We start from the raw sequence: 23,012 nt of genomic DNA, 5'->3' as shown, positions 1-23,012 counted from the left end.
GCGACGCGTGCGGTGGCTTCGGGGGTCGGAGATGCTCTGCAGGTGGTGCAGTAGGTTCATCGGGGCTGCGCTAGAAGGGTTGTTTCAGCGCTTTAGTTTCGCTTGGATTTAGATGCGATTGCCCTGCTGGCGGTGCAAGGAAGCCTCAAAATCCATAGCACCATGCCATTTTGCAACGAAGGCTTCAGGCACTTTCATTCCTGAAACCTAGAATATTCATAGGTATCACGCTATCTATTTAGAAGCAATACCGGGCGCGCCAACCAGCGCCACGGCCGCCGAGAAGCTCACGAACGCCAGCACCGTCGACACCAGGATGACGCGCGCGATGCGCCCGTTGTGCGCGCCGAAGCGCTCGGCCAGCATCGACACGTTGCTGGCGCTGGGCAGCGCGGCCACCAGGACCAGCGCGCTCAGCGCGAGCGGGTCGAGCGGCATGCCCAGCAGCCGGGCGATGGCGCCGGCGGCCAGCACCAGCAAGGGGTGCAGCAGCAGCTTGGCCAGCGCCAGCGGCACGTAGCCGCGCCAGGGCGTGTGCTCGGCGCGGTCCATGCCCGAGCGCGCCAGAACCGCGCCGATGGTGAACAGCGCCACCGGCGACGCGGCATCGGACAGCAGGCCCACCGTCTGATCGAGCGGGCGCGGCAGCACGAAACCCGCGGCCGAGGCCAGCACGCCCAGCACGATGGACCAGGGCATCGGATTGCCGGCCATGCCGCGCAGCGCGCGCCGCAGCGCCACGGCCACGCCGTGCGCGCCCGCGCCGTCGAGCCGCGACAGCGCAACGCAGAGCGAGGTGGTCAGCACCATGTCGATCGCCATGGCCTGGATCACCGGGCCGGCGGCGGCGGCGCCCAGCAACGCGGTCAGCAAGGGCACGCCCATGAAGCCGGTATTGGGAAAGGCCGCCACCAGCGCGCCGAAGGCCGCGTCGTTCCAGGAGGTACCGCTGCGGCGCGAGGCCAGGACGGTGACCCCTACCATCAGCAGCGCGCAAGCCAGGTAGACACCGGTCACCCGCGCGTCGAGCAATTGGTGGATCGGCGTGCGCGCGCCGAAGCGGTAGAGCATGCACGGCAGCGCGAAGAACAGCACGAAGCCGTTGAGCCCCGGAATGGCCGCCAGCGGCAGCATGCCGCGCCGCGTGGCCAGGTAACCGCACAGGATCAGCGCAAAAAACGGGAACGTGGTGGCAAGGATGGCGAGCACCGGCGGATTCTCGCAGGCGCAAAAATTGCCTGCGCCATCGGCCAACGACCGCCGGCCTCCGCCCGCTATCATTGCCCGCCCCCGCACGCCCTGTTCCGCGGCTTTTCCCGCCCTCCCCTTCCTCCCACACCCCCCATGTCCGCCGGTCTGAACCTCGCCCAGCAAGAAGCCGTGAACTATCTGCACGGCCCCTGCCTGGTGCTCGCCGGCGCCGGCTCGGGCAAGACGCGGGTGATCACGCACAAGATCGCGCGCCTGATCCAGGCCGGCCTGGCCCCCAGGCGCATTGCCGCGATCACCTTCACCAACAAGGCCGCCGCCGAGATGCGCGAGCGCGCCAAGGGCCTGATCGGGCGCCAGGCCAAGGAGGTGGTGGTGTGCACCTTCCACGCGCTGGGCGTGCGCATGATGCGGGAAGACGGCAAGGTGCTGGGCCTGAAGCCCCAGTTCAGCATCCTGGACGCCGACGACGTCACCAGCATCCTGAAGGACGCCGCCGGCGGCACCGCCGACGCCGCCACCGCGCGCCAGTGGCAGTGGGTGATCAGCAAGTGGAAGAACATGGGCCTGAACGCCGAGCAGGCCATGGCCCTGGCGGCGGACGACAACGAGCGCGTCATCGCGCGCGTGATGCAGCTCTACCAGGAGCGCCTGGCGGCCTACCAGAGCGTGGACTTCGACGACCTGATCGGCCTGCCGCTCAAGCTGCTCAAGGACTTCCCCGAGGTGCGCGCCAAGTGGCAGGCGGCGCTGGGCCATGTGCTGGTGGACGAGTACCAGGACACCAACGCCACGCAGTACGAGGTGCTCAAGCACCTGGTGGGCGAGCGCGGGCGCTTCACCGCGGTGGGAGACGACGACCAGTCCATCTACGGCTGGCGCGGCGCCACGCTGGACAACCTGAAGAAGCTGCCGGTGGATTTCCCGCAGCTCAAGGTCATCAAGCTGGAGCAGAACTACCGCTCCACCAGCGCCATCCTGCGCGCGGCCAACAACGTGATCGGGCCCAACCCCAAGCTGTTTCCCAAGACCCTGTTCAGCGAGCTGGGCGAGGGCGAGCCGGTGCGCGTGGTCGATGCCGACAGCGAGGAGCACGAGGCCGAGCGCGCCGCCGCCCGCATCATGGGCCTGCGCGAGACCTCGCAGCACAAGGAGTGGCGCCACTTCGCCATCCTCTACCGCGCCAACCACCAGGCCAAGCCCTTCGAGAAGGCGCTGCGCAAATACAACATCCCCTACAAGGTCTCGGGCGGCACCAGCTTCTTCGACCGCGCCGAGATCCGCGACCTGTGCGCCTGGTTCCGGCTGTGGGTCAACAACGACGACGACCCGGCCTTCCTGCGCGCCATCACCACGCCCAGGCGCGGCATCGGCCACACCACGCTCGCCAAGCTCGGCGAGTTCGGCGCCAAGTACAGGCTGAGCCTGTTCGCCTCGCTGTTCTCCGCGTCGCTGCCCGGCATGCTGCCCGAGCGCGCGATGGACGGCCTGCGTGAATTCGGCCGCTACATGAACGACCTGGAATACCGCGCGCGCCAGACCATGGGCGCCGAGGCCGCGCTCGCCTTCCTGATGGAATGGCTGAAGGAGATCGGCTACGAGCAGCACCTGCTCGAAGGCGAGGACAGCGAGAAGGTCGCCGCCGCGCGCTGGGGCAACGTGATCGACTTCTGCGACTGGATGTCGCAGCGCTGCGGCGGCCAGATCGACGACGCCTCCGGCGCCAACCCGGTGCTGGCCAACGAGACCAAGAGCCTGATGGAGGTGGCGCAGACCATCTCGCTGCTCTCCACCATCAGCGAGCGCGAGCAGGACCAGGACGTGGTCACGCTCTCCACCCTGCACGCCTCCAAGGGCCTGGAATGGCCGCACGTGGTGCTGGTCGGCGTGACCGAGGGCATGCTGCCCTTCAAGCTCGACGACGACGGCGGCCGCCAGAAGATGGTGAGCGACGAAACCGCCCAGCGCCTGCAGGAAGAACGCCGCCTGATGTACGTGGGCATCACCCGCGCCCAGCGCAGCCTGGCCGTGAGCTGGACGCGCCGGCGCAAGAAGGGCCGCGAGATGGTGGCCGTGCAGCCCAGCCGCTTCATTGCCGAAATGGCGCTGGACAAGGAAACCACGCGGGAGGACCCGCGCGAGAAGCTGCGCGCACTGCGCGCCGAGTTCGCCAAGAAGGCCCTGGCCGGCACCGCCGCGGCCGCGGCCGCGGAAAGGCTGTGAAACACCCCATGAACAAGCGACTGCATTCGATCCTGCTGGCCTGCGCCCTGGGAACCGCCAGCGCCCATGCCGCCGACGGTCCGGCCGTCACCGCCGCCACCCCGGCCTGCCCGGCCGCCGACAAGGTCGGCCAGACGCAACTGGTCGGACGCTGGGAGGCGCGCTTCGCCGGTCGCAGCGATACCGGCACCATGGTGCTGAACCCGCACCCCGACTTCACCAACGCGGTACGCGGCACCGTGAACTACGGAGACGCCACGGCCCAGGTGGCCGGCGACGTGGACGAAGGCATCTTCGCCCTGGACGCCTCTTCCACCGGAAAATCCATCACCGCCCTCTGGGAAGGGCAAGTTGCCGCCGGCAGTTGCGGCAGAAAGATCGAAGGAACATGGACCGACTCCGCCACCGACAGCAAGCGCGCCTTCGTGCTGCGCAAGCTCAGCCCCTGAACACGGGGCGCCGCGCCGGCACGCTGGCCGCCGCGCTGCTGCTCTCAGGCACCGGCGCCGCGGCCCAGCCGGCCCCTGCCGCCGCCACCCCGCTGGCGCCGGTGACCGAAGGCCGCATCGCCAGCGCCACCGCCTGGCAACAGTGCACCGCCCTCACCGACAGCACCGGCCGCCTGGCCTGCTTCGACCAATGGGCGCATGCCCAGCAGAAGCTGGTGCAGGCCGTGGAGTCGCGCGCCAATGCGGCCGCGGCCGCCTCCAGCACCCTCGGCAGCACGCCGCCCCCGGGCGCCGCCGCCTCGGCCATCCGCGCCGACGTGGCCGCCGCCCTGGCCTCGACCCAGCCGGCGCTGGAGCCCGGCACCAGCACCCCCACCGCCTCGGCCGGCATCGTCGGCGTCGGGCTGGAGCAGGGCTGCAAGGACCGGCAGTTCTCCGACGTCTCGCGCTTCTGGGAGCTGGAGTCCGGCAGCACCTGCCCGACCTTCAGCTTCCGCGGCTTCCGGGCCAACAGCCTGTCGGTGGCCTTCGGCAGCAACATGAACCGGCTGCCGACCTCGGGCAACCCCGCCAACAACGCCACCACCGCGATCGACTACGACAAGCAGGAGCTGCGGTTGCAACTGTCGGTGCGCACCAAGCTCGCCAGCGGCATGCTCACGCCGGCCAACTCCACGCTGCGCGACTCGCTCTGGTTCGCCTACAGCCAGCAGTCGTACTGGCAGTTCTTCAACAGCACCCTCTCTCGCCCGTTCCGCAGCACCGACTACGAGCCCGAGGTGATCTACGTCTACCCGACCACCGCCGCCCTGCCCTTCGGCTGGAACTGGCGCTACAGCGGCGCGGGCCTGGTGCACCAGTCCAACGGGCAGAGCGACCCGCTGTCGCGCAGCTGGAACCGCGTCTACCTCATGACCGGCTTCGAGCACGGCAACGACTACCGGGTCAGCGCCCGCATCTGGAAGCGCCTGAGCGAGTCGGCGCAGAACGACAACAACCCGGGCATCAGCAACTACATCGGCCGCACGGAAGTCCAGGGCGTCTGGAACCTCGACCGCAAGAACTCGCTGGTGGGCACGGTGCGCAGTTCGCTTGCCAGCACCAACCGCGGTTCGGTGCGGCTGGAATGGCTGCGCTCCCTGGGCGACGGCATGGGCAACAGCTACAGCGGCCTGCGCCTGCACACCCAACTGTTCAGCGGCTATGGCGACAGCCTGATCGACTACAACCACAAGCGCACCGTGCTCAGCGTCGGGCTGAGCTTGGTGGATTTCTAGGCTCGCCCCCAGGCTGCGCGCTTCGCGCCTTCGCCAACCCCCTCCGGGGGCGACACCAGCGGCCCGGCAAAGCCGGTTCCGCGGTGTCCTTGGATACGGGCATGCTCTGCTTGCTCTATGGTGCAGCGATGCCGGCGAGGCTCGGATATGGCGCATCTCATTTTTCCAATGAAAAGCGGCTTTAGCCCAGTAACCACCTGAGCATATAGCTATTATTTTTATAGCATAATGCCTGACATATCCCCGCCTTTCAGCGCTGGGCGGATGGGTGCCGGCCAGATTGGCGCCGGTTTCGAACTGATTCAGCGGCGCGCTGCCTCCGGCGCAGTAGACCGGGAAATCCATCCCGGCGATGCGGCCGCTGTCGCGCACCGGGCCGTCGGACACCAGGCCGGCAGCGCCGCGCCCCTTGAGCCGCGTGGTGAGGATCTGCCCGCCGGATGCCACGGCGGGTTTCGCCGCGGCAATCCAGCACCAGCACGTGGCCGGGCGGCACGCTCTCTATGCCCCTGCGCTGCGGATGGTGGGGGTCGTCGAAGGCGCTGAACTGGTCAAGGTCTTCGCGGGCGCTCAGACGCCGCCGCGCCCGACGATGGTGAAGCCCATGTCCACGATCCGCGGCTCGACCGGCCTGCCGGCGGCGCGACTGCGCCTCGATGATGACGCCATGGGCCAGTCCGTCGGAGCTGCAGACCACCACGTCGCAGCGGGGATCGTCCCGCAGCAGCTCGGCCAGCGCCGCGCGCCCATGCCCGAGCGTGGTGGGCGCGGCCACGGTCCGGACCGGCACCGGGTCCAGGCCCAGCTCAGCCATGGTCTTGCCGAAACTGGCGCTGCGCCGCGCCGCGCGCTGGTCGTCGCCGGTCACCAGCGCCGGGCGCCGGTAGCCCCGGGCATGGAGGAAGCGCGCGGTTTCCTGGCCGACCTTCTCGTGCGAGAAACCGACCAGCATGTCGATCGGCGTGGGCGTGAGGTCCCAGGTTTCCACCACGGGAATGCCCGACGCGAGCAGCCGGCGCCGGCCTTCCGCCGAGCGCACGATGCCGTCCGGCCGCCGGCCGAGGATGGCGTCGATCAGCGCGTCCTCGCGGCCGTTGTTGTAGCCGCTCTGCCCGAGCATCAACTGGTAGCCCTCGCCGGCCAGGGCCTCGGTCAGCGACTGGATGGTCTCCAGGAACACCGGGCCGGCGATGGTCGGCACCAGCGCCGCCACCAGGCGGCTGCGGTTGGAGGCCAGGCCGCCGGCCAGCAGGTTGGGCACGTAGCCGGTCAGCTCGACCGCGCGGCGCACCTTCTCGCGCGCCTCGGGCGACACCATGGCCAGGGTGTTGAGCGCGCGCGAGACGGTGATCGCCGACACGCCCGCGAGACGGGAGACGGGAGACGTCGTTGAGCGTGACGCCGCCGCTGCCGCGGCGAGCGGGACGTGAGGTCGCTTTCTGCTGAGGCACGGTCGGGCTGGGAGCGGGATGCGGGGCTGCGCCGGCGGTGGCGCACGGCGATTATCACGGTGCGTCACCGTTGCACACATCGGCCTCCGGCGCTTTCCTACAATGGTTCCTGCTGCGCGGGTCCTGACGCCCTTTCCGCTCAGAGGGGCGAGAAAGGCGGCTTTTGCAGCCCTTTCATCCGTCTTCCGGCGCGGAGGCGCCTTCGACAATCGGCACAAGGAGATTCGAGAATGGACCTGCAATACCAGCTCAAGGCGGGCAGTTACTACCTGTACGACATGCGCGAGCCCCCCAGCCGCGCCACCGGGGAGCGCCGTTTCCGGCTGAAGACCGATACAGTGGCGATCGCCTTCGACGCCAGCACCGGCGTGCTGCACCAGCACGGCAGCCCCAGCCGCATCCAGTCCTGGGCCATCGGCGCGCGGCGCCGGCTGCGTGCCGCGGGCGCGCAGGACGCGGCCAACGACATCGTGGTCGTCTCCGGTCCGCTGCCGGTGGAGGAGATCAACAACTGCCTGAACATCGCCGGCTATTGCCGCCGCATGTTCAAGCGCCTGGCCAGCGTGCCGCACGGCAAGATGCCGCGCGCGGCCAAGACGTCCTCACGCACCACGCACTAGGGCGTGTCCGTGCCGCCCGAGGCCGCCGGGCCGCCCTCCGCCATGACGCGGATCCCGCAATTCTGCCGCCCGTTGGTTCAACGCCATAATCAAATGCTGGTGCACTGCACCATGCGCCACGTACCCGCCGCTTCAACCCTTTCGATCCGAGTGAACGCCACCGCCCACATTGCAGTCCTGGACGACGAAACCGACATCACCGCGCTGCTGGCCGGCTATCTGCAGAGCCATGGCTACCGGGCCACGCAACTGCACAGCGGCGCGTCCCTGATGGCCCTGATGCCGGCCGACCCGCCGGCGCTGGTGCTGCTGGACCTGGGCCTGCCCGGCGAGGATGGCTTTGCCATCGCGCGCCAGCTGCGCGAGCACTGGCAGTGCGGCCTGGTGATCGTCACCGGCCGTGGCGATGCGGTGGACAAGGTGGTGGGCCTGGAAGTAGGCGCGGACGACTACGTGACCAAGCCGTTCGACCTGCGCGAGCTGCTCGCCCGCATCAAGGCCGTGCTCCGGCGCACCGCCCCCGGCAGGCCGCCGGCACCGGCGCCGGCAGCGCCGCGGGACCGGCTCTGCTTCGCCGGCTGGCAGCTCCATGTCGGCGCGCGCCAGTTGCATGCGCCGACCGGGCAGGCGGTGGCGCTGACCACCGGCGAATTCGACCTGCTGCTGGCCTTTGCCCGCCATGCGGGGCGGGTCCTGTCGCGCGACTTCCTGCTGGAGCAGACGCGGGGCCGGGAGGCCGCGCCTTTCGACCGCACGATCGACGTGCAGGTGGGGCGGCTGCGCAAGAAGCTCGAAGCCGACGCCGAGGACCCGCAGATCATCAAATCGGTACGCGGCGCGGGGTACATCCTGGTGCCGCCGGTGACGGCGGCTTAGATGTCCCCCGCCCACTCACTGCCGCGGGGGGTGAAAGAGCATTCGGTCTTCCGCTCGATCTTCGCCGCCTACCCGGACTCCTTGCTGATCGCCGACCAGGCCGGCACCATCGTGCTGGCCAACCCCTCGGCCGCGGCCCTGCTGGGCTACACGATGGAAGATCTGGTCGGCCTGAACATCGACGCGCTGGTGCCGGACAGCATCCGCCCCTGCCATGCATCCTACCGCGCCGCCTATGCGCAGGCGCCCCATCCGCGCCCCATGGGCACGGAGATGGACCTGGTGGCGCGCCGCAAGGACGGCAGCGAGGTGATGGTGGAGATCGCGCTCAGCCCGCTGCAGGACCAGGGCCTGCCCCTGGTCGTGGCGGCGATCCGCGGCGTCGAGGCGTATCCGCGCGTGCAGCAGGCGCTGCAGCGCGCGCGCTACAGCGAGCACCTGGCGCAGTTCGGCCGCCTGGCGGTCGACGCGCGCGACCCGCAGGCGCTGCTGGACGATGCGCCCCTGATCGCGGCCGAGGCCCTGCGGGTGCAGACCGCCATGGTGGTGCTGCTCGAAAGCGATCAGCAGGCGTTCCGCGTGGTCAGTGGCGTGGGCCTGGTGCCCGGGGAGGAAGTCGGCGCCCGCATTTCCGCAGCACCGGACACCTCGCCCGGTTTCCTGCTGACGCAGGAGCGCCCGGTGGTCGTGCCGGACTACCGAACCGAGCAGCGCTTCTCCGTGCCGCCGTCCTACCTGGTGGCCGGGCTGGTCAGTTCGCTGAGCGTGCCGCTGTTCGACCGCGGGCGCGTGATCGGCACGCTGGCCGTGCGTTCGCGCGAGCCCAAGCGCTTCGGCGACGAGGAACTGCGCTTTCTCGGATCGCTGTCCAGCCTGCTCTCCACCAGCCTGCAGCGCGCGCAGACCGAGGAAACGCTGCAGCACGCGCAGCGCCTGGAGACGGTGGGCCAGCTGACCGGCGGGATCGCGCACGACTTCAACAACCTGCTGACCATCATCCAGGGCAACCTGCAGGTGCTGGAGGAACTCCCCGGCATCCGGCGCAACGGACACGCCGGCCAGTTGGTGAGCGCAGCGATGCGTGCCGGCCACCGCGCCGCGGAACTGACCGGCAAGCTGCTGGCGTTCTCGCGGCGCCAGGTGCTCCAGCCCAGCGCCGTGGACATGGGCGCCATGCTGCTGTCGCTGGTGGACATGCTGCGGCGCACGCTCGACCAGCACATCCGCATCGAGGTCGAGGTGGCCCCCGGCTGCCCGCCGGTGCTGGCCGACCCGGGCCAACTGGAGTCGGCGCTGCTGAACATCGCGGTCAATGCGCGCGACGCGATGCCCGAGGGCGGCACCCTGCGCTTCAGCGCGCAGCCCTGCAACGGGCTTGCGCCACGGGTGCGGCGCGAGCTGGACTACCCAGGCAGCGCCAACGAGCGCTTCGTGGAGATCCGCATCGCCGACACCGGCATCGGCATGCCGGACGCGGTGAAGGAACGCGCGGTGGAGCCCTTCTTCACCACCAAGGAAGCCGGCCGCGGCACCGGCCTGGGCCTGAGCACGGTCTACGGTTTTGCCCGGCAGTCCCGGGGCGCGCTTACGATCGACAGCGCGCCGGGCGCGGGCACCACCGTGGCGCTCTACATCCCCCAGCCGCTGGCCGCAGCGGAGGCGGGCCCGCAGGACGCCCCCGCGAGCGATGCGGTGCCGCCCGGCCTGCAGGTGCTGCTGGTCGAGGACGATGCCGAGGTCCGCAAGGTGGTGCAGGCGTTCCTGGCGGCGCTGGGATGCCGGATCGCCACGGCCGCCAACGCCGAGCAGGCCCTGGCCGCGCTCGGGGGCGGCCAGCCGTTCGACCTGCTGCTCACCGACATCGCGCTCGGGCCCGGCATGCGCGGCACGGCCCTGGCCGCCGAAGCACGGGCGCGCCTGCCGCGGCTGTCCGTCCTGCTGATGTCCGGGTTCTCCAGCGAGCTGCTCGATGCCGACCGCGATGCGCCCGCCGACTGGGACCTGTTGCGCAAGCCCTTCACGCGCCAGGAACTGGCGCAGGCGATCGTCCGGGTCTTGAAGTAGCGACCACCCCCAGGCTGCGCGCTTCGCGTCTTCGCCTTCCCCCTCAAGGGGACACATCCGGCGGACCGGCGAAGCCGGTTCCGCGGATGTCCTGGCATGGCCTGCTCCGCGGCCTTTTGGGCCTTTGGGCTTTGTTCGCCGCGGGTGTTGCGTAGCGCGGTGCTGTTTTGAATGAAATCGACCTGTAGCCCAGGTATCTCCTTGGCTTTTAGCTATATATTTAATAGCATCATCCAGCGAAGGACCGGACCACTGGTGTGGACGGCATGGCTCCAATGCCGCGGCCCGGAGCCGGGGCTGTGCCAGGGGCTACTGCAGCAGCGCGGGCGCCGGTGCCAGGCAGCGCTGCACGAAGCTCGAGAGGGCGCCCACGTCCGGGATCTGCACGTCGCGCCGCCCCTTGTGGGCGAAGCCGATGACCTTGTCGCGCGCCAGCCGCGAGAGGGCGCGGCTCACCGACTCCAGCGTCATGCCCAGGTAGTTGCCGATCTCCGCGCGCGTCATGCGCAAGGTGATCTCGTCCGTGCGCATGCCGCGCTGGTCCAGCCGCTCGACCCATTGGCGCAGGAATTCCGCCACGCGCGCGTCGGCCGGCAGCGTGCAGACCGTCATCAGCGACTCGCGGTCGCGGGTGATCTCGCGGCTCATCGCCTCGTGCAGCACCGACAGCAGGGCCGGCGCGCGCGCGCAGGCGGCCAGCAGCGCCTCATAGGGGAAGACCCAGACCTCGCCCGTGTCCATGGCGATGGCATCGCAGGCGTAGCGGCCCTCGGCGATGCCGTCGAAGCCGAGCCAGTCGCCCCGCAGCTTGAGGCTGACCAGTTGCTCCCGACCGTCTGAGGACAGGTTCACGATCTTGAAGAAGCCCGAGTTCAGCACGTACAGGTGGCCGAAGCGCTCGCCGGCCTGGTAGATCGCGTCGCCGGCATGCACCACCCGGCGCTGCAGTTCGACGTGTTCGCTCAGCAGTGCCAGCGTATCCTCGATCTTCCGTCCGGAAGACCGGTGCGCGGCGGCCGGTGGCCGGGCCGAAGAGATATCGAAGGCAGCGGGGCTTTGCATCTTGTGGACTCCTGAGGGACTGTGTGCACGGGGCATCGGAAGTCCATGCTAGGGAGCCAGCGGCAATGCAGGGACAACTCCAGGCGTCACTCGGTAACGCTGGGTGAACGGTGTGTATCAATCCGTCCTGCCTCGGTCCGTCGTCCGCGGCCTTGACGGACATCAAGGTTGCCAGGGGGAGTTTCGCTACGCTCGCCGGATCGTGTTCCAGTTCTCCGCACCACGCTCGCCCTCGGCTGCCCAACGCATGGCGTCGCAAGAATCACGTGCGGTGCTGTCGCACGCCCGTATGCTGCAGGACGCCGCACGGCAAGGCACAACGCGCTCCTGGCTGCGGGGCAAGAACGTTGCGCTGCTGTGCGAGGACGGCGATGCGGAAGATCAGACGCTGTTCCATGAGGCGGCGACCGGTCTTGGCGCGCGCGTGGCCCGCATCCACCACAGCCTGGCCGGGCTGGACACGCCGCAGGAAGTCCGCCATGCGGCCCGCCTGCTGGGCCGCCTGTATGACGCGCTGGAATGCCAAGGCATGGCGCCCAACCTGGTGCGGCAACTGTCAGCGGAGGCGGGAGTCCCGGTCTACGATGGCCTGGCATCGTCGCGACACCCCACGGCCGCGCTGGCCACTCAGCTGCCAGGGCTTGCGCACGCCAGGGACAAGCGCCGCTTCGTGCTCCAGGCGGTGCTGCTGCACACGCTCACCTGAGAAGGCGTGCCAGGACCGGCCCTCACCGCCCGCCGACGGCACGACCTCGGCCTGACCCCATCTTTAAGGAGTTCTTCCCATGTACCAGCGAATTCTCGTACCCGTCGACGGCAGCCCGACGTCCCAGCGCGGCCTTGACGAGGCCATCCGCCTCGCGACCCTGACCAAGGGGCGCCTGCGCCTGATCCACGTGGTGGATGACCTTTCGTTCGCCATGAGCATGGAAGCCTCCATGGGCTATGCCGGGGACCTGATGAGCGTGCTGATGGAAAAAGGCACGCAGCTCCTGGCGCAGGCCGAGGCCCGGGCGCAGGCCGCGGGCGTCGAGGTGGATGTCGTGCTGCAGGACAACTTTGCGGCCTCGGTTCAGGCGCTGGTGACGGCAGAGGCCGGCACATGGCCTGCCGACCTGATCGTCATCGGCACGCACGGACGGCGCGGCGTCGGGCGCGCCCTGATGGGAAGCTGCGCGGAGAACATCCTGCGCTATTCCACCGTGCCGGTGCTGCTGGTGCGGGCGCAGCCGGACGCGCCGCCGCAAGAAGCGCAGTAATCCACGACCACGCACGTCGGCCCGCCTCCGGCCGCGCTGTCCATGGAATAGGCGCCAGCGATCCAGGTCGCCAAGGTCGGCTGCCACGCTTGCGGCGTCAACATCCGGGGTGAGGTGGAGTTCCGATCCATTGCGCCGCCGCGCCCCCGTCGGACGACTGCGCACGGGCGCGCAGCAGGTCGAGCGCGACGTCGACGATCATGTCCTCCTGCCCGCCCACCATGCGGCGCGCGCCCAGCTCCACCAGGATGTCGACGGTCCGCAGTTGGTACTTCCTGGCGGCGGCTTCCGCGTGGCGCAGAAAGCTCGAATAAACGCCCGCATAGCCCAGCGCCAGGGTTTCCCTGTCGACGCGGACGGGCCGGTCCTGCAGCGGTCGCACGATGTCGTCGGCCGCGTTCATCAGCTTGAAGACATCCGCGCCGTGGCGCCAGCCCAGGCGGTTGGCCGCGGCGATGAGCACCTCCAGCGGCGCATTGCCGGCGCCCGCCCCCATGCCCGCCAGGCTGGCATCCACCCGGTCGCACCCCTCCTCGACCGCGACGATGGAATTGGCCACGCCCAGGCTCAGGTTGTGATGGGCATGGATGCCGGTAGCCGTCCCGGGCTTGAGCACATCCTTGAAGGCGCGCAAGCGGTCGCGCACCTCGTGCATCTGGAGTGCGCCGCCGGAGTCCACCACGTAGACGCAGGTGGCGCCATAGCTCTCCATGCGCCTGGCCTGCTGCGCCAGTTGCGCCGGCGTGGTCATGTGGCTCATCATGAGAAAGCCCACCGTGTCCATGCCGAGCGAGCGGGCGTACTCGATGTGCTGCCGGCTGACATCCGCCTCGGTGCAGTGGGTTGCCACGCGCACCACGCGAGCGCCGGCGTCATATGCAGCCCTCAGGTCATGGACGGTGCCGATGCCCGGCAACAGCAGCGTCGCGATCCTGGCGCGCTTGACGACGCTGGCGGCCGCCTCGATCCACTCCACGTCCGTGTGCGCACCAAAGCCGTAGTTGAAGCTGCCGCCCTGCAGGCCATCGCCGTGGGCGACCTCGATCGAGTCGACGCCGGCCTCGTCCAGGGCCCGGGCGATGGAGCGGACCTGCTCCACGCTGTACTGGTGGCGTATGGCATGGCTGCCGTCGCGCAGCGTGACGTCGGAGATATGGATCTGCTTCATGCGGTCACCGCCTTGAGGATGCGTTCTGCCATGCGCTCGGCCGTGGTGAGCGCCGCGCTGGTCATGATGTCCAGGTTGCCCGCATAGGCCGGCAGGTAGTGGGCCGCGCCTTCCACCTCCAGGAAGACGGTGGTCCTCAGCCCCGAGAGGCGACCGAGCCCGGGGATGTGGAGATGCTCGATGCGATCGAACTGGACTTCCTGCTTCAGGCGGTAGCCGGGAACGTAGCGGCGCACGGCTGCCACGGCTTGCGCCACGCTCGCGGCGACGGCGGATTCATCCACCAGCTCGCTGAAGGTGCAGACCGTGTCACGCATGATCAGCGGCGGCTCGGCCGGGTTCAGCACGATGATCGCCTTCCCCTTGCCGGCGCCGCCCACCACTTCGATGGCCTTCGATGTGGTCTCGGTGAATTCGTCAATATTGGCCCGCGTGCCCGGCCCGGCACTCCTGCTGGAAATGGAAGCGACGATCTCGGCGTAGTACACCTTGGCCACGCGGCTGACGGCCGCAACCATCGGAATGGTCGCCTGGCCGCCGCAGGTGACCATGTTCACGTTCTTCGCGTCCAGGTGCTCGGCTCCGTTCACCACCGGAATGCAGTAGGGCCCGATGGCCGCAGGTGTCAGGTCCACACAGCGGATGTCCGGCTTGAGCCGGCGCAGGAAGGCGTCGTTCTTCACGTGGGCCGATGCCGAGGTGGCGTCGAACACCACGTCGATCTCCTCGAACACCGGCAGCCTGGTGAGCCCCTCGACGCCTTCGTGCGTGGTGGCCACGCCCATGCGGGCGGCACGGGCAAGGCCGTCCGACGCAGCGTCGATGCCCGCCATCGCGCCCATCGCTAGGTGGTGGCCGTGCCGCAGGATCTTGATCATCAGGTCCGTGCCGATGTTGCCGCTGCCGATGATGGCTGCCTTCAGCTTGCTTTCAGACATGGTGAGTTCCCTTCGCCGGTGCTGACTTGGGTATGCCGCCCACGCCCCAATGGGCGCCCGGCACCTCCTGCAGGATGACGCGGATGGTTTCGCGCGGAGCGCCGGTCGCATCGATTGCGGCCTGGGTCAGCTTCTGGATCAGCGCCGTCTTCACATCAGCGCTGCGCCCTTCGATCATGGTGACCTGGATCAGTGGCATGGCGGCCTCACGCGCTCGTGTTGAACTCGACGCGGCCCAGGCCTTGCATCTCGAGCAGGACATGGAGCCCGGGCCCCAGCGCCTCGGCGGCCGTGGCGCCACCCGCCATCACGATCCAGCCGGCCTGCAGCGGCTCCTCCGCGCCCGCGCTCAGCCTGGCGGCGGCCACCAGCGAGCGAAGCGGGTGGCCCAGGATGCCCGCGGTACTGCCGGCCTGACGCGCTGCGCCGTTCATGGACATCACCAGGCCGAGGTTGGAGAAATCCCGGCGCGCCTCATGCCACGGGCCGATCACATAGCCGGACGACGACGCGTTGTCCGCCACCACGTCGCCCAGCGTGAACCTGAAGTCGTCGAAGCGGGAGTCGATGATTTCCAGGGCCGGCGCAATGGCCACGACCGCATCGAGCGCTTCCGCAAGACTCACGTTCGCGGGCAGAGGCTTGCCGAGCAGGAATGCAAGTTCGGGCTCGACGCGGGGATGCACGAAGCGCTTGAGCGACAACGGCGCGCCCTCGGCGTGTGCCATGGCGTCGGTCAGGCGGCCCCAGATCATGTCGTGCACGCCCATCTGGACCATCTTGGCCCGGCTGGTAAAGCCCATCTTCACGCCGGTCCGCCGCTCGCCTCGTTGCACACGGCGGGCAATGGACGCCGCCTGCACCGCGTAGGCGTCTTTCTCGCTGAGCTTTTCGACGTCGGCGAACTGCGGGATGGCCTGCGCCTGCTGCGCCGCCACGTCGACCCGCTCCGCAAGGGTGGCAATGCGTCGTCCGCTCATGGACGCTCCTCCCCGAAAGCCGCGCGGACGGAACCAAGTCCTTCAATCCGTGCTTCCAGCACGTCTCCCGGTCGAACCGGCACCATGGGCCCCAGCGCGCCCGTGAGCACCACATCCCCGGCCTTGAGCCCTCGGCCAAGCGCGGCCATCTTGTTGGCGAGCCAGAGTGCCGCATTCAGGGGATGGCCCAGACATGCGGCGCCGGCCCCAAGCGACACCTGTTCTCCGGAGCGCTCCATCACCATGCCGACGAGCCGCAGATCGAGCCCCATGAGACTGACCGGCGTGTTGCCGAGCACGAAGGCGCCGCTTGAGGCGTTGTCCGCCACGGTGTCCACGAAGCGGATGTTCCAGTCCGCGATCCGACTGCCCACCACCTCGATGGCGGGCAGTGCAAAAGCAACGCAGCGCAGCAGCTGGGCGCAGGTGATCCCAGGCTCGGGCAGCTCTCGCTCCATCACCAAGGCAACCTCCGACTCCGCCTTTGGCTGCATCAGGCGGCTCCACGCAATGGGCTCGCCATCGGCGAGCGCCATGTCGGCGAACAGCATCCCGTAGTCGGGCTGGTCCACGCCCAACTGCTGCTGCACCGCCCTTGCCGTCAGGCCGATCTTTCGGCCGACCAGGCGCTCGCCGCTCTTGAGCCGGCGCTCGGTGTTGTATTCCTGGACCGCGTACGCGTCCTCACCGGTCATGCCGGCGAAGGTCTCGCGCAACGGGGCGATGGCCGTTGCGCGTTCCGCCGCATCCCACAGCAGCCCGGCGGCTTTCTGGATCTGGCTCTTGTTCATTGCCCTGCCCCGCTGAACTTGATGCAGACGTTGGACAACTCGGTGTAGAACTCCAGCGAGTGCACGCCGCCTTCGCGCCCAATGCCAGACGAGCCCGACCCACCGAAGGCGGTGCGCAGATCGCGCAGGAACCAGGTGTTGACCCAGACAATGCCCACCTTCAAGGCGCTGGAGAAACGGTGCGCACGATCGATGTCGCGTGTGTAGACGGAGGCGGCCAGGCCGTAACGCGTGTCGTTGGCCATTTGCAGGGCCTCGGCTTCACTGTCGAACGCAATGACCGCGCAGCAAGGGCCGAAGATCTCCTCGCGCGCAACCCGCGAGTCATGGGCAAGGCCCGTCCATACCGTAGGCTCGATCCATGCGCCGCCCTTCAGCTCAGCGGGCATATCGGGCACGCCGCCGCCATGCACGGCCGTGCCACCTTCGTCCCTGGCGAGCTTGAAATAGCCCAGTACTTTTTGCTGGTGCTCGGCGGAGATCAGCGGGCCGAAGTTGGCTCCCGGGTCTTCCGGGCGGCCCGGCTTCAGGCGCCGGGCGGCAGCCGCAAGCCTCTGCACCACGGCTTCGAGGATCGGGCGCTGCACATAGACCCGCTCCGTTCCCAGGCAGACCTGGCCCGTGTTCTCGAACACGGAGCGGGTCAGCCCGGCGATGGCGACGTCCAGATCGGCGTCGGCGAACACCACCGCGGGATTCTTGCCGCCCAGCTCCATCGAGACCGGCTTGATGCCCCCCGCAGATGCCCGCATGATGGCGGCGCCGGTGCGCGTCTCGCCGGTGAACGTGATGGCGTCGATGTCTGCGTGTTCCGTCAGGTATTCGCCCGCGGAAGACGGGCCGAAACCATGCACCACGTTGTAGACCCCCTTGGGAACGCCGACCTGGTTCATGACCTCGCCCAGCAACGCGGCGGTGGCCGGCGTCTCTTCGGAGGGCTTGACCACCACCGTGTTGCCACACGCCAGCGCCGGGCCAACCTTCCAGGTCATCAACAGCAAGGGCAGGTTCCACGGGCAGACCACGGCGACGACGCCTTTGGGGCGTCGCAAGGCGTAGTTCAGGGCCGGCTTGCCATCGGGCGCGTGGCTGGTGAAGGCTTCGGTGGGAACGTTGCGCACGACGTCGGCAAACACGCGGAAATTGGCCGCGCCGCGCGGGATGTCCAGATGCGACGCCAGGGACCGGGGCTTGCCGGTATCGGCCACCTCAGCGGCAATGAAGTCCTCCGCGCGGCGGTCCATTTCTGCGGCGACGGCGTACAGCAGATCACAGCGCTGCGCCAGCTTGAGAGACCCCCAAGGGCCGGACAGGGCCTGGCGCGCGGCGCGGACGGCGGCGTCCACGTCCTCGCGCGACGCCTCGCTGACCTTGGCGATCAGGGAGCCATCGACGGGGTTGATGTCATCGAAGCTGCGGCCGCTGCTGCCCTCTCGGTACTGGCCATCAATGAAGTTGAGAATCACGTCTATCGTTCCGCTGTCAGGTTTCAGGGTCGCCTGCGGAAAGGAATTCCCACATGCGTTCAAAGATGCCGCCCGCAGCCGTTGCGCGGCGCTGGCATTCATCGGCGTCGAGCAGTGCAGAGGCCTGCTCCAGGCCTGCGCTGCGCACGGCCAGCTCGATGCGCGCCGCGTCTTCGAGGTACCAGGTGAGCGTGACCACCTGGGCCAGCGATTCGGCTGCCACGACCAGGCCGTTGCCACGCATGACCACGGCGTTCGAATCACCCATCACGTCGACGACGGAGGCCGCCCGGGCGTCGTCGCGTATCAGTTGCGGGTCATCCCACAGCGCGGCACCGGCACCGAAATACGCGCCCAAGCCATGGCGGGGCCTGGGCGTGAGCCGAGCGGTGCCGAGCGCCATGAGCGCCGGCGGCATGGTCCGCGCCACTGCTTTTGCATGCGGGCGCCGCTGGTAGATCCGCTGGTGCAGGCGGACCTCGCCCAGAACCCCTTCGGGCAGCGGGCCGTCAACGGGCACCACTTGGCCCGCCTCCCCGGCGCGTATCAAGCCCATCGGCCTTGCGGCGCACACCAGGAAGTGCGCGGCGTCCAACCTGATGCTGCAGTGGCCGTAGGCATGTGCCAGTCCATGCCGTCCCAGCGCGCGCGCTGCAATGCGGAGCTCGCGCTGCAGCTCTTCCGGGGCCTTCACGGCTTCTGCTCCCGCGCGCCCGGCGTTCTGAACTCCGGAATGTCCGGCACCGAGCCCCACATGCAGAAGGACTCGTTGGCGCTGGGGAACTGGCGCGGTTGGTAGGTCGCTTCGTCCTGGGCAGCAATCAGGCCCACGCCGGTGGAGTATTCGAAGATCATGCCGTCCGGCCCGCGGAAATACAGGAATCTGGCGCCCGAGGTGGGATGGCGGCCCGGCCCGAAGACGATGGGCACGTTGAGCTTTTGCAGCGTGTACCAGGCACGCATGATGTCGTCCACGCTCTCGACCTGGTGGTTCACGTGCTGCACGCCAGAACGTGTGGTGGGAAACAGCGCGATCTTGTGGTGAACCTCGTCGATGCGCAGCAGCGGGGCGGCGCCGATCCAGTCGCTTACGCGAGCGCCAAGGACTTCCGTCCAGAACCGCTCGTCACGGGCCGCGTCGGTCGTACAAAGGCCCACGTGGCTGAAGCCGGTGATGCCGGCATCGCGCGCAGGAAAGTAGCGCCGGCCGCTGTGGTGCGCCCCGGCCATCAGGTCAATCTTGTTGCCCGTCGGGTCCTTGAAGTGAACAAAGGCCCTTACGTGCCGCTGTTCGCACTCGTCCGGCGTTCCAGCCCTCACGTCGATATGGCGATTGCTCAGTTCAGCCGCAGCCTGCTCAAGCTCGTCCGCGGTCCGGAGCTCGAAACCAACGGTGTGGTCGGTGGGGTCACCGTCGAAATACACCAGCGTGTGATCGCGGCTATCACTGCGAAAGTAGGTGGCGCCGGCCTCCTCGCGCACGCGCTCAAGGCCCAGAACGTCCTTGGCGAAGCGATCGGCCTGCCCGCGATCACGGGTGCCGAGGCGGACATAGCGGATGTCGAGCAGATGGATCATGGCTTTCAGTTGAGCTTGAGATTGGCCTCGCGTATCACCTGGCCCCAGGCCGCGGTCTCGCGCTTTATCAACTGCCCATAGGCCTCGGGTGTGAGTTGCGGTGCCTCGTAGCCGAAGTCCCGGTAGCGCTGCGCCACTTCAGGCAGTTGCAAGACGGAGCGCAGGTCGGCGTTGAGGCGTTCGACCAGGGCGTGCGGCGTAGCCGGGCTTGCGAACAGACCCGCCCAGGCACTCACTTCGAAGTCGCGGAGCGCAGGCGTTTCCGCCGTGGCGGGCACGGCGGGATACAGCGGATCACGGGCGGGCGCCGCCACGGCGATGAAGCGCAGTCTGCCCGCGCGTTCCAGCGCGCTGGCGCTGGCCACGCTGGCCAACGCCCAATCCACTTCCCGCGTCGAGACGGCGGCGTAAAGCTGGCCGAAATCGCGGTAGGGGATGTGGCGCATGCTGACACCGCGCAAGGCCTGCAGCCGCAGTGCGCCCATGTGCCCAGGGCTGCCCACGAACCACGAGCCATAGGTGACGGCGTCGGGTCGCGCCTTGGCCGCGGCAACGATGTCTTCCAATGTGCGGTAAGGGCTATCGGGCGCCACCGCGACAAAAAATGGCGTGCGCAGGATCATGCCGACCGGCTGCAAGTCACGTTCGACGCTGTACGGCAACTGCGCGAAGGTGTGCGGGTGCGTTGTCGTGTGGTTGCTGTCGACCAGCAGCAGCGAGTGGTGATCCGCTGGCGCAGACTTGAAAGCCGTGACGGCGATGAAGCCGTTGCCGCCAGGCCGGTTGTCGATCAGCACCGGCTGAGTCCAACGCCGGGAGAGTTGCTCACCAAGAACCCGCATGGCGGCGTCCGGCCCGCTGCCCGCGGGAAACGGGGTTAGCACGCGAACAGGTTTGCTCGGGAAGCTCTGCGCGCGCGCGCAGGTCCACGCCGTGGCAAAAGCGCCATAAAAGCCTGCCAGGGCAATGCGCTGCGAGGCGTTGCGTCGTTGCATGGTTTGTCTCTCTTGTCGTGGGGCGCCATCGTGCGGGCACCGTTGGCGAGACTTTATGGGTTCGACCAACATTCCAGAAATGAAATGATCGGCTTTGTGTCATGCTCTCCAGGCATGTCTGGATCTCCTTGGACTGTGCGTGCGTGACAGTTCTTCTGCGCCTGTCTACGATCACGGACATGTCCAGAGTTCATGTCAGCGAAGCCCATCGGTCCATTCCTCTGAGCCGACAGGTCGATCTGAACCTGCTTGAGCTTTTCGAGACCGTCTACCGGACGCGCAACCTCACGGCGGCAGGCTCCCAACTGGGCCTCACCCAATCTGCCGTCAGCCGCGCGCTGGGGCGCCTGCGTGAGATGTACGGGGATGCGCTCTTTGTGCGGCAGCAACGCGGAGTAGCGCCGACACCATTCGCCGACGCCTTGGCGGCACCTGTCGCTGCGGCACTGGACACCCTGCGTTCAACACTGGCCCGGGCGAGTTTCGACCACGCCGTGGAAGCGCGCACCTTCAGGGTGGCGATGAGTGACGTGGGCGAGCGCATCTTCCTGCCCCGCCTGATTGACCACGTCACCCGCATTGCACCCAAGGTCGTGATCGAAGCGGTGTCACCAAACGAAGAGCAGTTGCAGGATGCTCTGACCTCTGGTCAGATTGACCTTGCGGTGGGCTTCTTCGGCAGCATGAGCAAGCAGATCCACCATCGCCGCCTGTTTAGCGAGCGCTTTGCCTACGTGGCCCGGCAGGGGCACCCGATCGTGAGCGGAAAACTCCAGCGCGAACAACTGCGCAGCCTGCTGCACGTCGTCGGTGGCTCCAAGGCCATGCAGCATGCCAGCGCGGTGGAGAAGGTGTTGTCGAGTCCGCGTGTGAAGGCGCGAGTCGTGCTGCGCGTCCATAGCCTTCTCTGCGTCGGCCCCATCGTGGCGGGCAGCGATATCGTGGGCCTTGTGCCCAGCAACCTGGCGGCGGTAGTGGCCAGCCACATGCAACTGCAGATCGTGGAGCCGCCAGTGCAGTTCCCAAGCTTCGACGTGACCATGGTCTGGCACGATCGCTTCCACCGGGACCCCGCGAGCGAGTGGTTAAGAGAGGTATTCGTGAACCTGTTCGAGGCCTTGAAAGTGCGCGGCGGCGCCGGCGAATCGGCCGGATGATCTGAATCCTGGCGACGTCGGCATGTTCATTCGGCCGCTGCGAGGATCTGCAACGCCGCAGACCACCCACAGCAGGGATGCGCGACACGCGAGGGACTTGTTCAGCGTTGCCGAGGTCCTTGCAGCACAAACAAAAACGCCTAGTCGGAAGGACTAGGCGTCGTGTGAATGGTGGCCTGGGGCACGATCCCAAAAGGCTCGCAATCCAGCATGAACGCTTCTTTCTTCAAAAGTGACGGATCGCCGAGGGAACAGTCTAGGGACTGCCTCCCGGCCGCTCACACTCTACCCGGAAACAACTGCGTGCGCTTTTGCAGGACGCCCGCCCTTGGCCCCGTTGCGACGCGCCGCTTCCGCCTTGTGGGGAGAGCGGACTCGACCGCGCGTTGCGGCCACCGTCCGCCTGGCGATGTCGATCGGAATCAGCCGTGCCACCAATCCGGGAATGCCGACTGCAGCCGCCTCGTCGCCCTCGCCGAACACCAGGCCATCCCCCCCAGGGGTCACGTAGGGCTGTGCGAGGGCTTCGCGTGAAACCCCCTTCAGCGCGGGCACGCCCTTCGGATCGATGCGCAGCACCAAGCCATTGCTGTACACCAACTCCAGCATGCGAGCCACGTAGCGCGCGGACACGACGTGAGGCTCTTCCAGCGCCTCGCGACCGCGCGCCAACGCCTGTTCGTGGTCCTCATGAGAAATCCTGGTCGCCATGTTCAGACCTCCTTCAGCAATTCCATCGTCGTCGATGAACCCCCGTTCACCATGACCTGCACACCCTGGCCTGCTAGGTCAACGCCACTGCCCTTGACGACGACACCGTCGCCCGTTGCACCACTCGGCAACAGTGCCACGCCCTTTGATCGACGCCACTTGACGGGCACGTTGTCGAGACAGACCGTCTGCTGCAACCACCACCACGCCGACACGCCAGGCGGTTCTGGTGTACCTGACCGGCCAGCTTGTTGAGCAGCCCCAGCAGCGGCGCATTGCGCTTGGGCTTGACGTCTCACAGCGACACGGCATCGGTCACCATCGAAAACTCGAAGCGAGCCGTCCAGGCGTCCGCTCGGCAGACCACCGTGACATGCGGTGGACAGTGGTCCAGCGGCCAGATGCGCAGTTCGACGTTGCCACTATTCCAGAGCATAGAAACCCATCAACTTAGGTTCATTGTAGCCACTCCACCCAGATCCTGCGTCGGCAGAGACGAACTATGCGGCCTCCATCGGGGCCTTCTCGGCCCTCCTCTGCGGGCAGCGGGATTGCCCTACCCTGCAGTGGCAGGTGAGCCCCAAACAGCAATGTTCCCTTTGCCACAGATATAAGAGCGGCTAACAAAACAAAGGGAGGTTGCGAGCACAGATGACACAACAAGCCAGGGAAAGCAGCGCGACATGAATGTCGATGCGGCGCTCGAAGCGGGTTCGCAGCTTGCCGAACGCGGCCAGC

At 68.0% G+C, this 23,012-nt stretch carries 22 protein-coding genes and 2 pseudogenes; 9 read left to right on the top strand and 15 right to left on the bottom strand.

Going from position 1 to position 23,012, the window contains the following annotated elements; all coding sequences use genetic code 11:
- Positions 1-234: 234 nt before the first annotated feature.
- The gene (locus tag JHD63_RS15930; RefSeq protein ID WP_198971787.1) at positions 235-1,209 is read right to left on the bottom strand and encodes an AEC family transporter; all 975 of its coding nucleotides are present in this window, start codon (positions 1,207-1,209) and stop codon (positions 235-237) included.
- A 135-nt stretch (positions 1,210-1,344) separates the two neighbouring features.
- Here JHD63_RS15930 and JHD63_RS15925 point away from each other — a divergent pair, with 135 nt between their 5' ends.
- Genes JHD63_RS15925 through JHD63_RS15915 form a run of 3 tightly spaced genes read left to right on the top strand, consistent with a single transcriptional unit; the run spans position 1,345 to position 5,158 of the window.
- Positions 1,345-3,432 carry an ATP-dependent helicase gene (locus JHD63_RS15925; RefSeq protein WP_198971786.1) on the top strand — a complete coding sequence of 696 codons (2,088 nt, stop codon included), beginning with the start codon at positions 1,345-1,347 and terminating at the stop codon, positions 3,430-3,432.
- An 8-nt stretch (positions 3,433-3,440) separates the two neighbouring features.
- The gene (locus tag JHD63_RS15920) at positions 3,441-3,881 is read left to right on the top strand and encodes a hypothetical protein (RefSeq protein WP_198971785.1); all 441 of its coding nucleotides are present in this window, start codon (positions 3,441-3,443) and stop codon (positions 3,879-3,881) included.
- Positions 3,821-5,158 (top strand): phospholipase A, encoded by a 1,338-nt coding sequence (locus JHD63_RS15915; RefSeq protein ID WP_198971784.1) that lies wholly within the window; start codon positions 3,821-3,823, stop codon positions 5,156-5,158. Before JHD63_RS15920 ends, JHD63_RS15915 begins: the two co-directional genes overlap by 61 nt.
- 688 nt (positions 5,159-5,846) lie before the next feature.
- Here JHD63_RS15915 and JHD63_RS15910 read toward each other — a convergent pair.
- Positions 5,847-6,476 (bottom strand): annotated as a pseudogene (locus tag JHD63_RS15910) (LacI family DNA-binding transcriptional regulator); the annotation flags it as partial.
- A 363-nt stretch (positions 6,477-6,839) separates the two neighbouring features.
- Between JHD63_RS15910 and JHD63_RS15905 the strand changes: the two are divergent.
- The 3 genes from JHD63_RS15905 to JHD63_RS15895 all read left to right on the top strand — a co-directional run bounded on the left by JHD63_RS15905 (position 6,840) and on the right by JHD63_RS15895 (position 10,169).
- Positions 6,840-7,229: a hypothetical protein gene (locus tag JHD63_RS15905; protein WP_198971783.1), complete on the top strand. Its 390-nt coding sequence runs from the start codon at positions 6,840-6,842 to the stop codon at positions 7,227-7,229.
- A 150-nt stretch (positions 7,230-7,379) separates the two neighbouring features.
- Positions 7,380-8,105 carry a winged helix-turn-helix domain-containing protein gene (locus JHD63_RS15900; RefSeq protein ID WP_198971782.1) on the top strand — a complete coding sequence of 242 codons (726 nt, stop codon included), beginning with the start codon at positions 7,380-7,382 and terminating at the stop codon, positions 8,103-8,105.
- A complete protein-coding gene (locus JHD63_RS15895; protein ID WP_198971781.1) occupies positions 8,106-10,169 on the top strand; it encodes a PAS domain S-box protein in 2,064 nt (687 codons plus the stop codon). It abuts the gene before it with no gap.
- Between the two features lie 309 nt (positions 10,170-10,478).
- Here the strand turns inward: JHD63_RS15895 and JHD63_RS15890 are convergent, their stop codons facing one another.
- Positions 10,479-11,231 carry a Crp/Fnr family transcriptional regulator gene (locus JHD63_RS15890; RefSeq protein WP_198971780.1) on the bottom strand — a complete coding sequence of 251 codons (753 nt, stop codon included), beginning with the start codon at positions 11,229-11,231 and terminating at the stop codon, positions 10,479-10,481.
- Positions 11,232-11,478: 247 nt separating this feature from the next.
- Between JHD63_RS15890 and JHD63_RS15885 the strand changes: the two genes are divergently transcribed.
- Together JHD63_RS15885 and JHD63_RS15880 are read left to right on the top strand one after the other, a co-directional pair.
- Positions 11,479-11,937, top strand: a complete 459-nt coding sequence (locus JHD63_RS15885) for an ornithine carbamoyltransferase (protein ID WP_198971779.1) — start codon at positions 11,479-11,481, stop codon at positions 11,935-11,937.
- Between the two features lie 79 nt (positions 11,938-12,016).
- Positions 12,017-12,490: a universal stress protein gene (locus JHD63_RS15880; RefSeq protein WP_198971778.1), complete on the top strand. Its 474-nt coding sequence runs from the start codon at positions 12,017-12,019 to the stop codon at positions 12,488-12,490.
- A 97-nt stretch (positions 12,491-12,587) separates the two neighbouring features.
- Here the strand turns inward: JHD63_RS15880 and dmpG are convergent, their stop codons facing one another.
- The 9 genes from dmpG to JHD63_RS15835 are packed head-to-tail and all read right to left on the bottom strand — an operon-like array spanning position 12,588 to position 20,406.
- On the bottom strand, positions 12,588-13,658 hold the full coding sequence (dmpG, locus tag JHD63_RS15875) for a 4-hydroxy-2-oxovalerate aldolase (protein WP_198971777.1): 1,071 nt from the start codon (positions 13,656-13,658) through the stop codon (positions 12,588-12,590).
- Positions 13,655-14,596, bottom strand: a complete 942-nt coding sequence (locus JHD63_RS15870; protein ID WP_198971776.1) for an acetaldehyde dehydrogenase (acetylating) — start codon at positions 14,594-14,596, stop codon at positions 13,655-13,657. The genes dmpG and JHD63_RS15870 overlap by 4 nt, the downstream gene beginning before the upstream one ends.
- Complete coding sequence (locus JHD63_RS15865; protein ID WP_233168250.1) at positions 14,589-14,795, bottom strand: 2-hydroxymuconate tautomerase; 207 nt, start codon at positions 14,793-14,795, stop codon at positions 14,589-14,591. Before JHD63_RS15865 ends, JHD63_RS15870 begins: the two co-directional genes overlap by 8 nt.
- Positions 14,796-14,802: 7 nt before the next feature.
- Positions 14,803-15,576 (bottom strand): 2-keto-4-pentenoate hydratase, encoded by a 774-nt coding sequence (locus JHD63_RS15860; RefSeq protein ID WP_198971774.1) that lies wholly within the window; start codon positions 15,574-15,576, stop codon positions 14,803-14,805.
- Positions 15,573-16,367 (bottom strand): 2-keto-4-pentenoate hydratase, encoded by a 795-nt coding sequence (mhpD, locus tag JHD63_RS15855; RefSeq protein ID WP_198971773.1) that lies wholly within the window; start codon positions 16,365-16,367, stop codon positions 15,573-15,575. Before mhpD ends, JHD63_RS15860 begins: the two co-directional genes overlap by 4 nt.
- Positions 16,364-17,833: a 2-hydroxymuconic semialdehyde dehydrogenase gene (locus JHD63_RS15850; protein ID WP_370590541.1), complete on the bottom strand. Its 1,470-nt coding sequence runs from the start codon at positions 17,831-17,833 to the stop codon at positions 16,364-16,366. The genes mhpD and JHD63_RS15850 overlap by 4 nt, the downstream gene beginning before the upstream one ends.
- 16 nt (positions 17,834-17,849) lie before the next feature.
- Positions 17,850-18,527 carry a class II aldolase/adducin family protein gene (locus tag JHD63_RS15845; protein ID WP_198971771.1) on the bottom strand — a complete coding sequence of 226 codons (678 nt, stop codon included), beginning with the start codon at positions 18,525-18,527 and terminating at the stop codon, positions 17,850-17,852.
- A complete protein-coding gene (locus JHD63_RS15840; RefSeq protein WP_198971770.1) occupies positions 18,524-19,411 on the bottom strand; it encodes a VOC family protein in 888 nt (295 codons plus the stop codon). The genes JHD63_RS15845 and JHD63_RS15840 overlap by 4 nt, the downstream gene beginning before the upstream one ends.
- Positions 19,412-19,416: 5 nt before the next feature.
- Positions 19,417-20,406, bottom strand: a complete 990-nt coding sequence (locus JHD63_RS15835) for a Bug family tripartite tricarboxylate transporter substrate binding protein (protein ID WP_198971769.1) — start codon at positions 20,404-20,406, stop codon at positions 19,417-19,419.
- Between the two features lie 143 nt (positions 20,407-20,549).
- Between JHD63_RS15835 and JHD63_RS15830 the strand changes: the two genes are divergently transcribed.
- Positions 20,550-21,563, top strand: coding sequence for a LysR family transcriptional regulator (locus JHD63_RS15830; RefSeq protein WP_370590540.1), 1,014 nt, complete (start codon positions 20,550-20,552; stop codon positions 21,561-21,563).
- Between the two features lie 285 nt (positions 21,564-21,848).
- Here JHD63_RS15830 and JHD63_RS15825 read toward each other — a convergent pair whose 3' ends face one another.
- From JHD63_RS15825 to JHD63_RS15815, 3 genes and pseudogenes are all read right to left on the bottom strand, one after another.
- Positions 21,849-22,274 carry a DUF2442 domain-containing protein gene (locus JHD63_RS15825; RefSeq protein WP_198971768.1) on the bottom strand — a complete coding sequence of 142 codons (426 nt, stop codon included), beginning with the start codon at positions 22,272-22,274 and terminating at the stop codon, positions 21,849-21,851.
- A 295-nt stretch (positions 22,275-22,569) separates the two neighbouring features.
- The gene (locus tag JHD63_RS15820; protein WP_198971767.1) at positions 22,570-22,710 is read right to left on the bottom strand and encodes a hypothetical protein; all 141 of its coding nucleotides are present in this window, start codon (positions 22,708-22,710) and stop codon (positions 22,570-22,572) included.
- 184 nt (positions 22,711-22,894) lie between these two features.
- Positions 22,895-23,012, bottom strand: a pseudogene (locus tag JHD63_RS15815) (IS5/IS1182 family transposase); the annotation flags it as partial.

The organism is Xylophilus sp. ASV27 (assembly GCF_016428875.1).
GTDB lineage: Bacteria > Pseudomonadota > Gammaproteobacteria > Burkholderiales > Burkholderiaceae_C > Xylophilus.
Note: the sequence above shows the minus strand (reverse complement) of the source record. Positions and strands in the feature narration are given on the sequence as shown.

Coding starts and splice junctions, on each gene's coding strand:
- dmpG (WP_198971777.1), bottom strand. CDS start 13,658: ATGAAGCAGATCCATATCTCCGACGTCACGCTGCGCGACGGCAGCCAT.
- JHD63_RS15820 (WP_198971767.1), bottom strand. CDS start 22,710: ATGCTCTGGAATAGTGGCAACGTCGAACTGCGCATCTGGCCGCTGGAC.
- JHD63_RS15835 (WP_198971769.1), bottom strand. CDS start 20,406: ATGCAACGACGCAACGCCTCGCAGCGCATTGCCCTGGCAGGCTTTTAT.
- JHD63_RS15840 (WP_198971770.1), bottom strand. CDS start 19,411: ATGATCCATCTGCTCGACATCCGCTATGTCCGCCTCGGCACCCGTGAT.
- JHD63_RS15925 (WP_198971786.1), top strand. CDS start 1,345: ATGTCCGCCGGTCTGAACCTCGCCCAGCAAGAAGCCGTGAACTATCTG.
- JHD63_RS15915 (WP_198971784.1), top strand. CDS start 3,821: ATGGACCGACTCCGCCACCGACAGCAAGCGCGCCTTCGTGCTGCGCAA.
- JHD63_RS15865 (WP_233168250.1), bottom strand. CDS start 14,795: ATGCCACTGATCCAGGTCACCATGATCGAAGGGCGCAGCGCTGATGTG.
- JHD63_RS15905 (WP_198971783.1), top strand. CDS start 6,840: ATGGACCTGCAATACCAGCTCAAGGCGGGCAGTTACTACCTGTACGAC.
- JHD63_RS15890 (WP_198971780.1), bottom strand. CDS start 11,231: ATGCAAAGCCCCGCTGCCTTCGATATCTCTTCGGCCCGGCCACCGGCC.
- JHD63_RS15920 (WP_198971785.1), top strand. CDS start 3,441: ATGAACAAGCGACTGCATTCGATCCTGCTGGCCTGCGCCCTGGGAACC.
- mhpD (WP_198971773.1), bottom strand. CDS start 16,367: ATGAACAAGAGCCAGATCCAGAAAGCCGCCGGGCTGCTGTGGGATGCG.
- JHD63_RS15895 (WP_198971781.1), top strand. CDS start 8,106: ATGTCCCCCGCCCACTCACTGCCGCGGGGGGTGAAAGAGCATTCGGTC.
- JHD63_RS15870 (WP_198971776.1), bottom strand. CDS start 14,596: ATGTCTGAAAGCAAGCTGAAGGCAGCCATCATCGGCAGCGGCAACATC.
- JHD63_RS15825 (WP_198971768.1), bottom strand. CDS start 22,274: ATGGCGACCAGGATTTCTCATGAGGACCACGAACAGGCGTTGGCGCGC.
- JHD63_RS15860 (WP_198971774.1), bottom strand. CDS start 15,576: ATGAGCGGACGACGCATTGCCACCCTTGCGGAGCGGGTCGACGTGGCG.
- JHD63_RS15880 (WP_198971778.1), top strand. CDS start 12,017: ATGTACCAGCGAATTCTCGTACCCGTCGACGGCAGCCCGACGTCCCAG.
- JHD63_RS15885 (WP_198971779.1), top strand. CDS start 11,479: ATGGCGTCGCAAGAATCACGTGCGGTGCTGTCGCACGCCCGTATGCTG.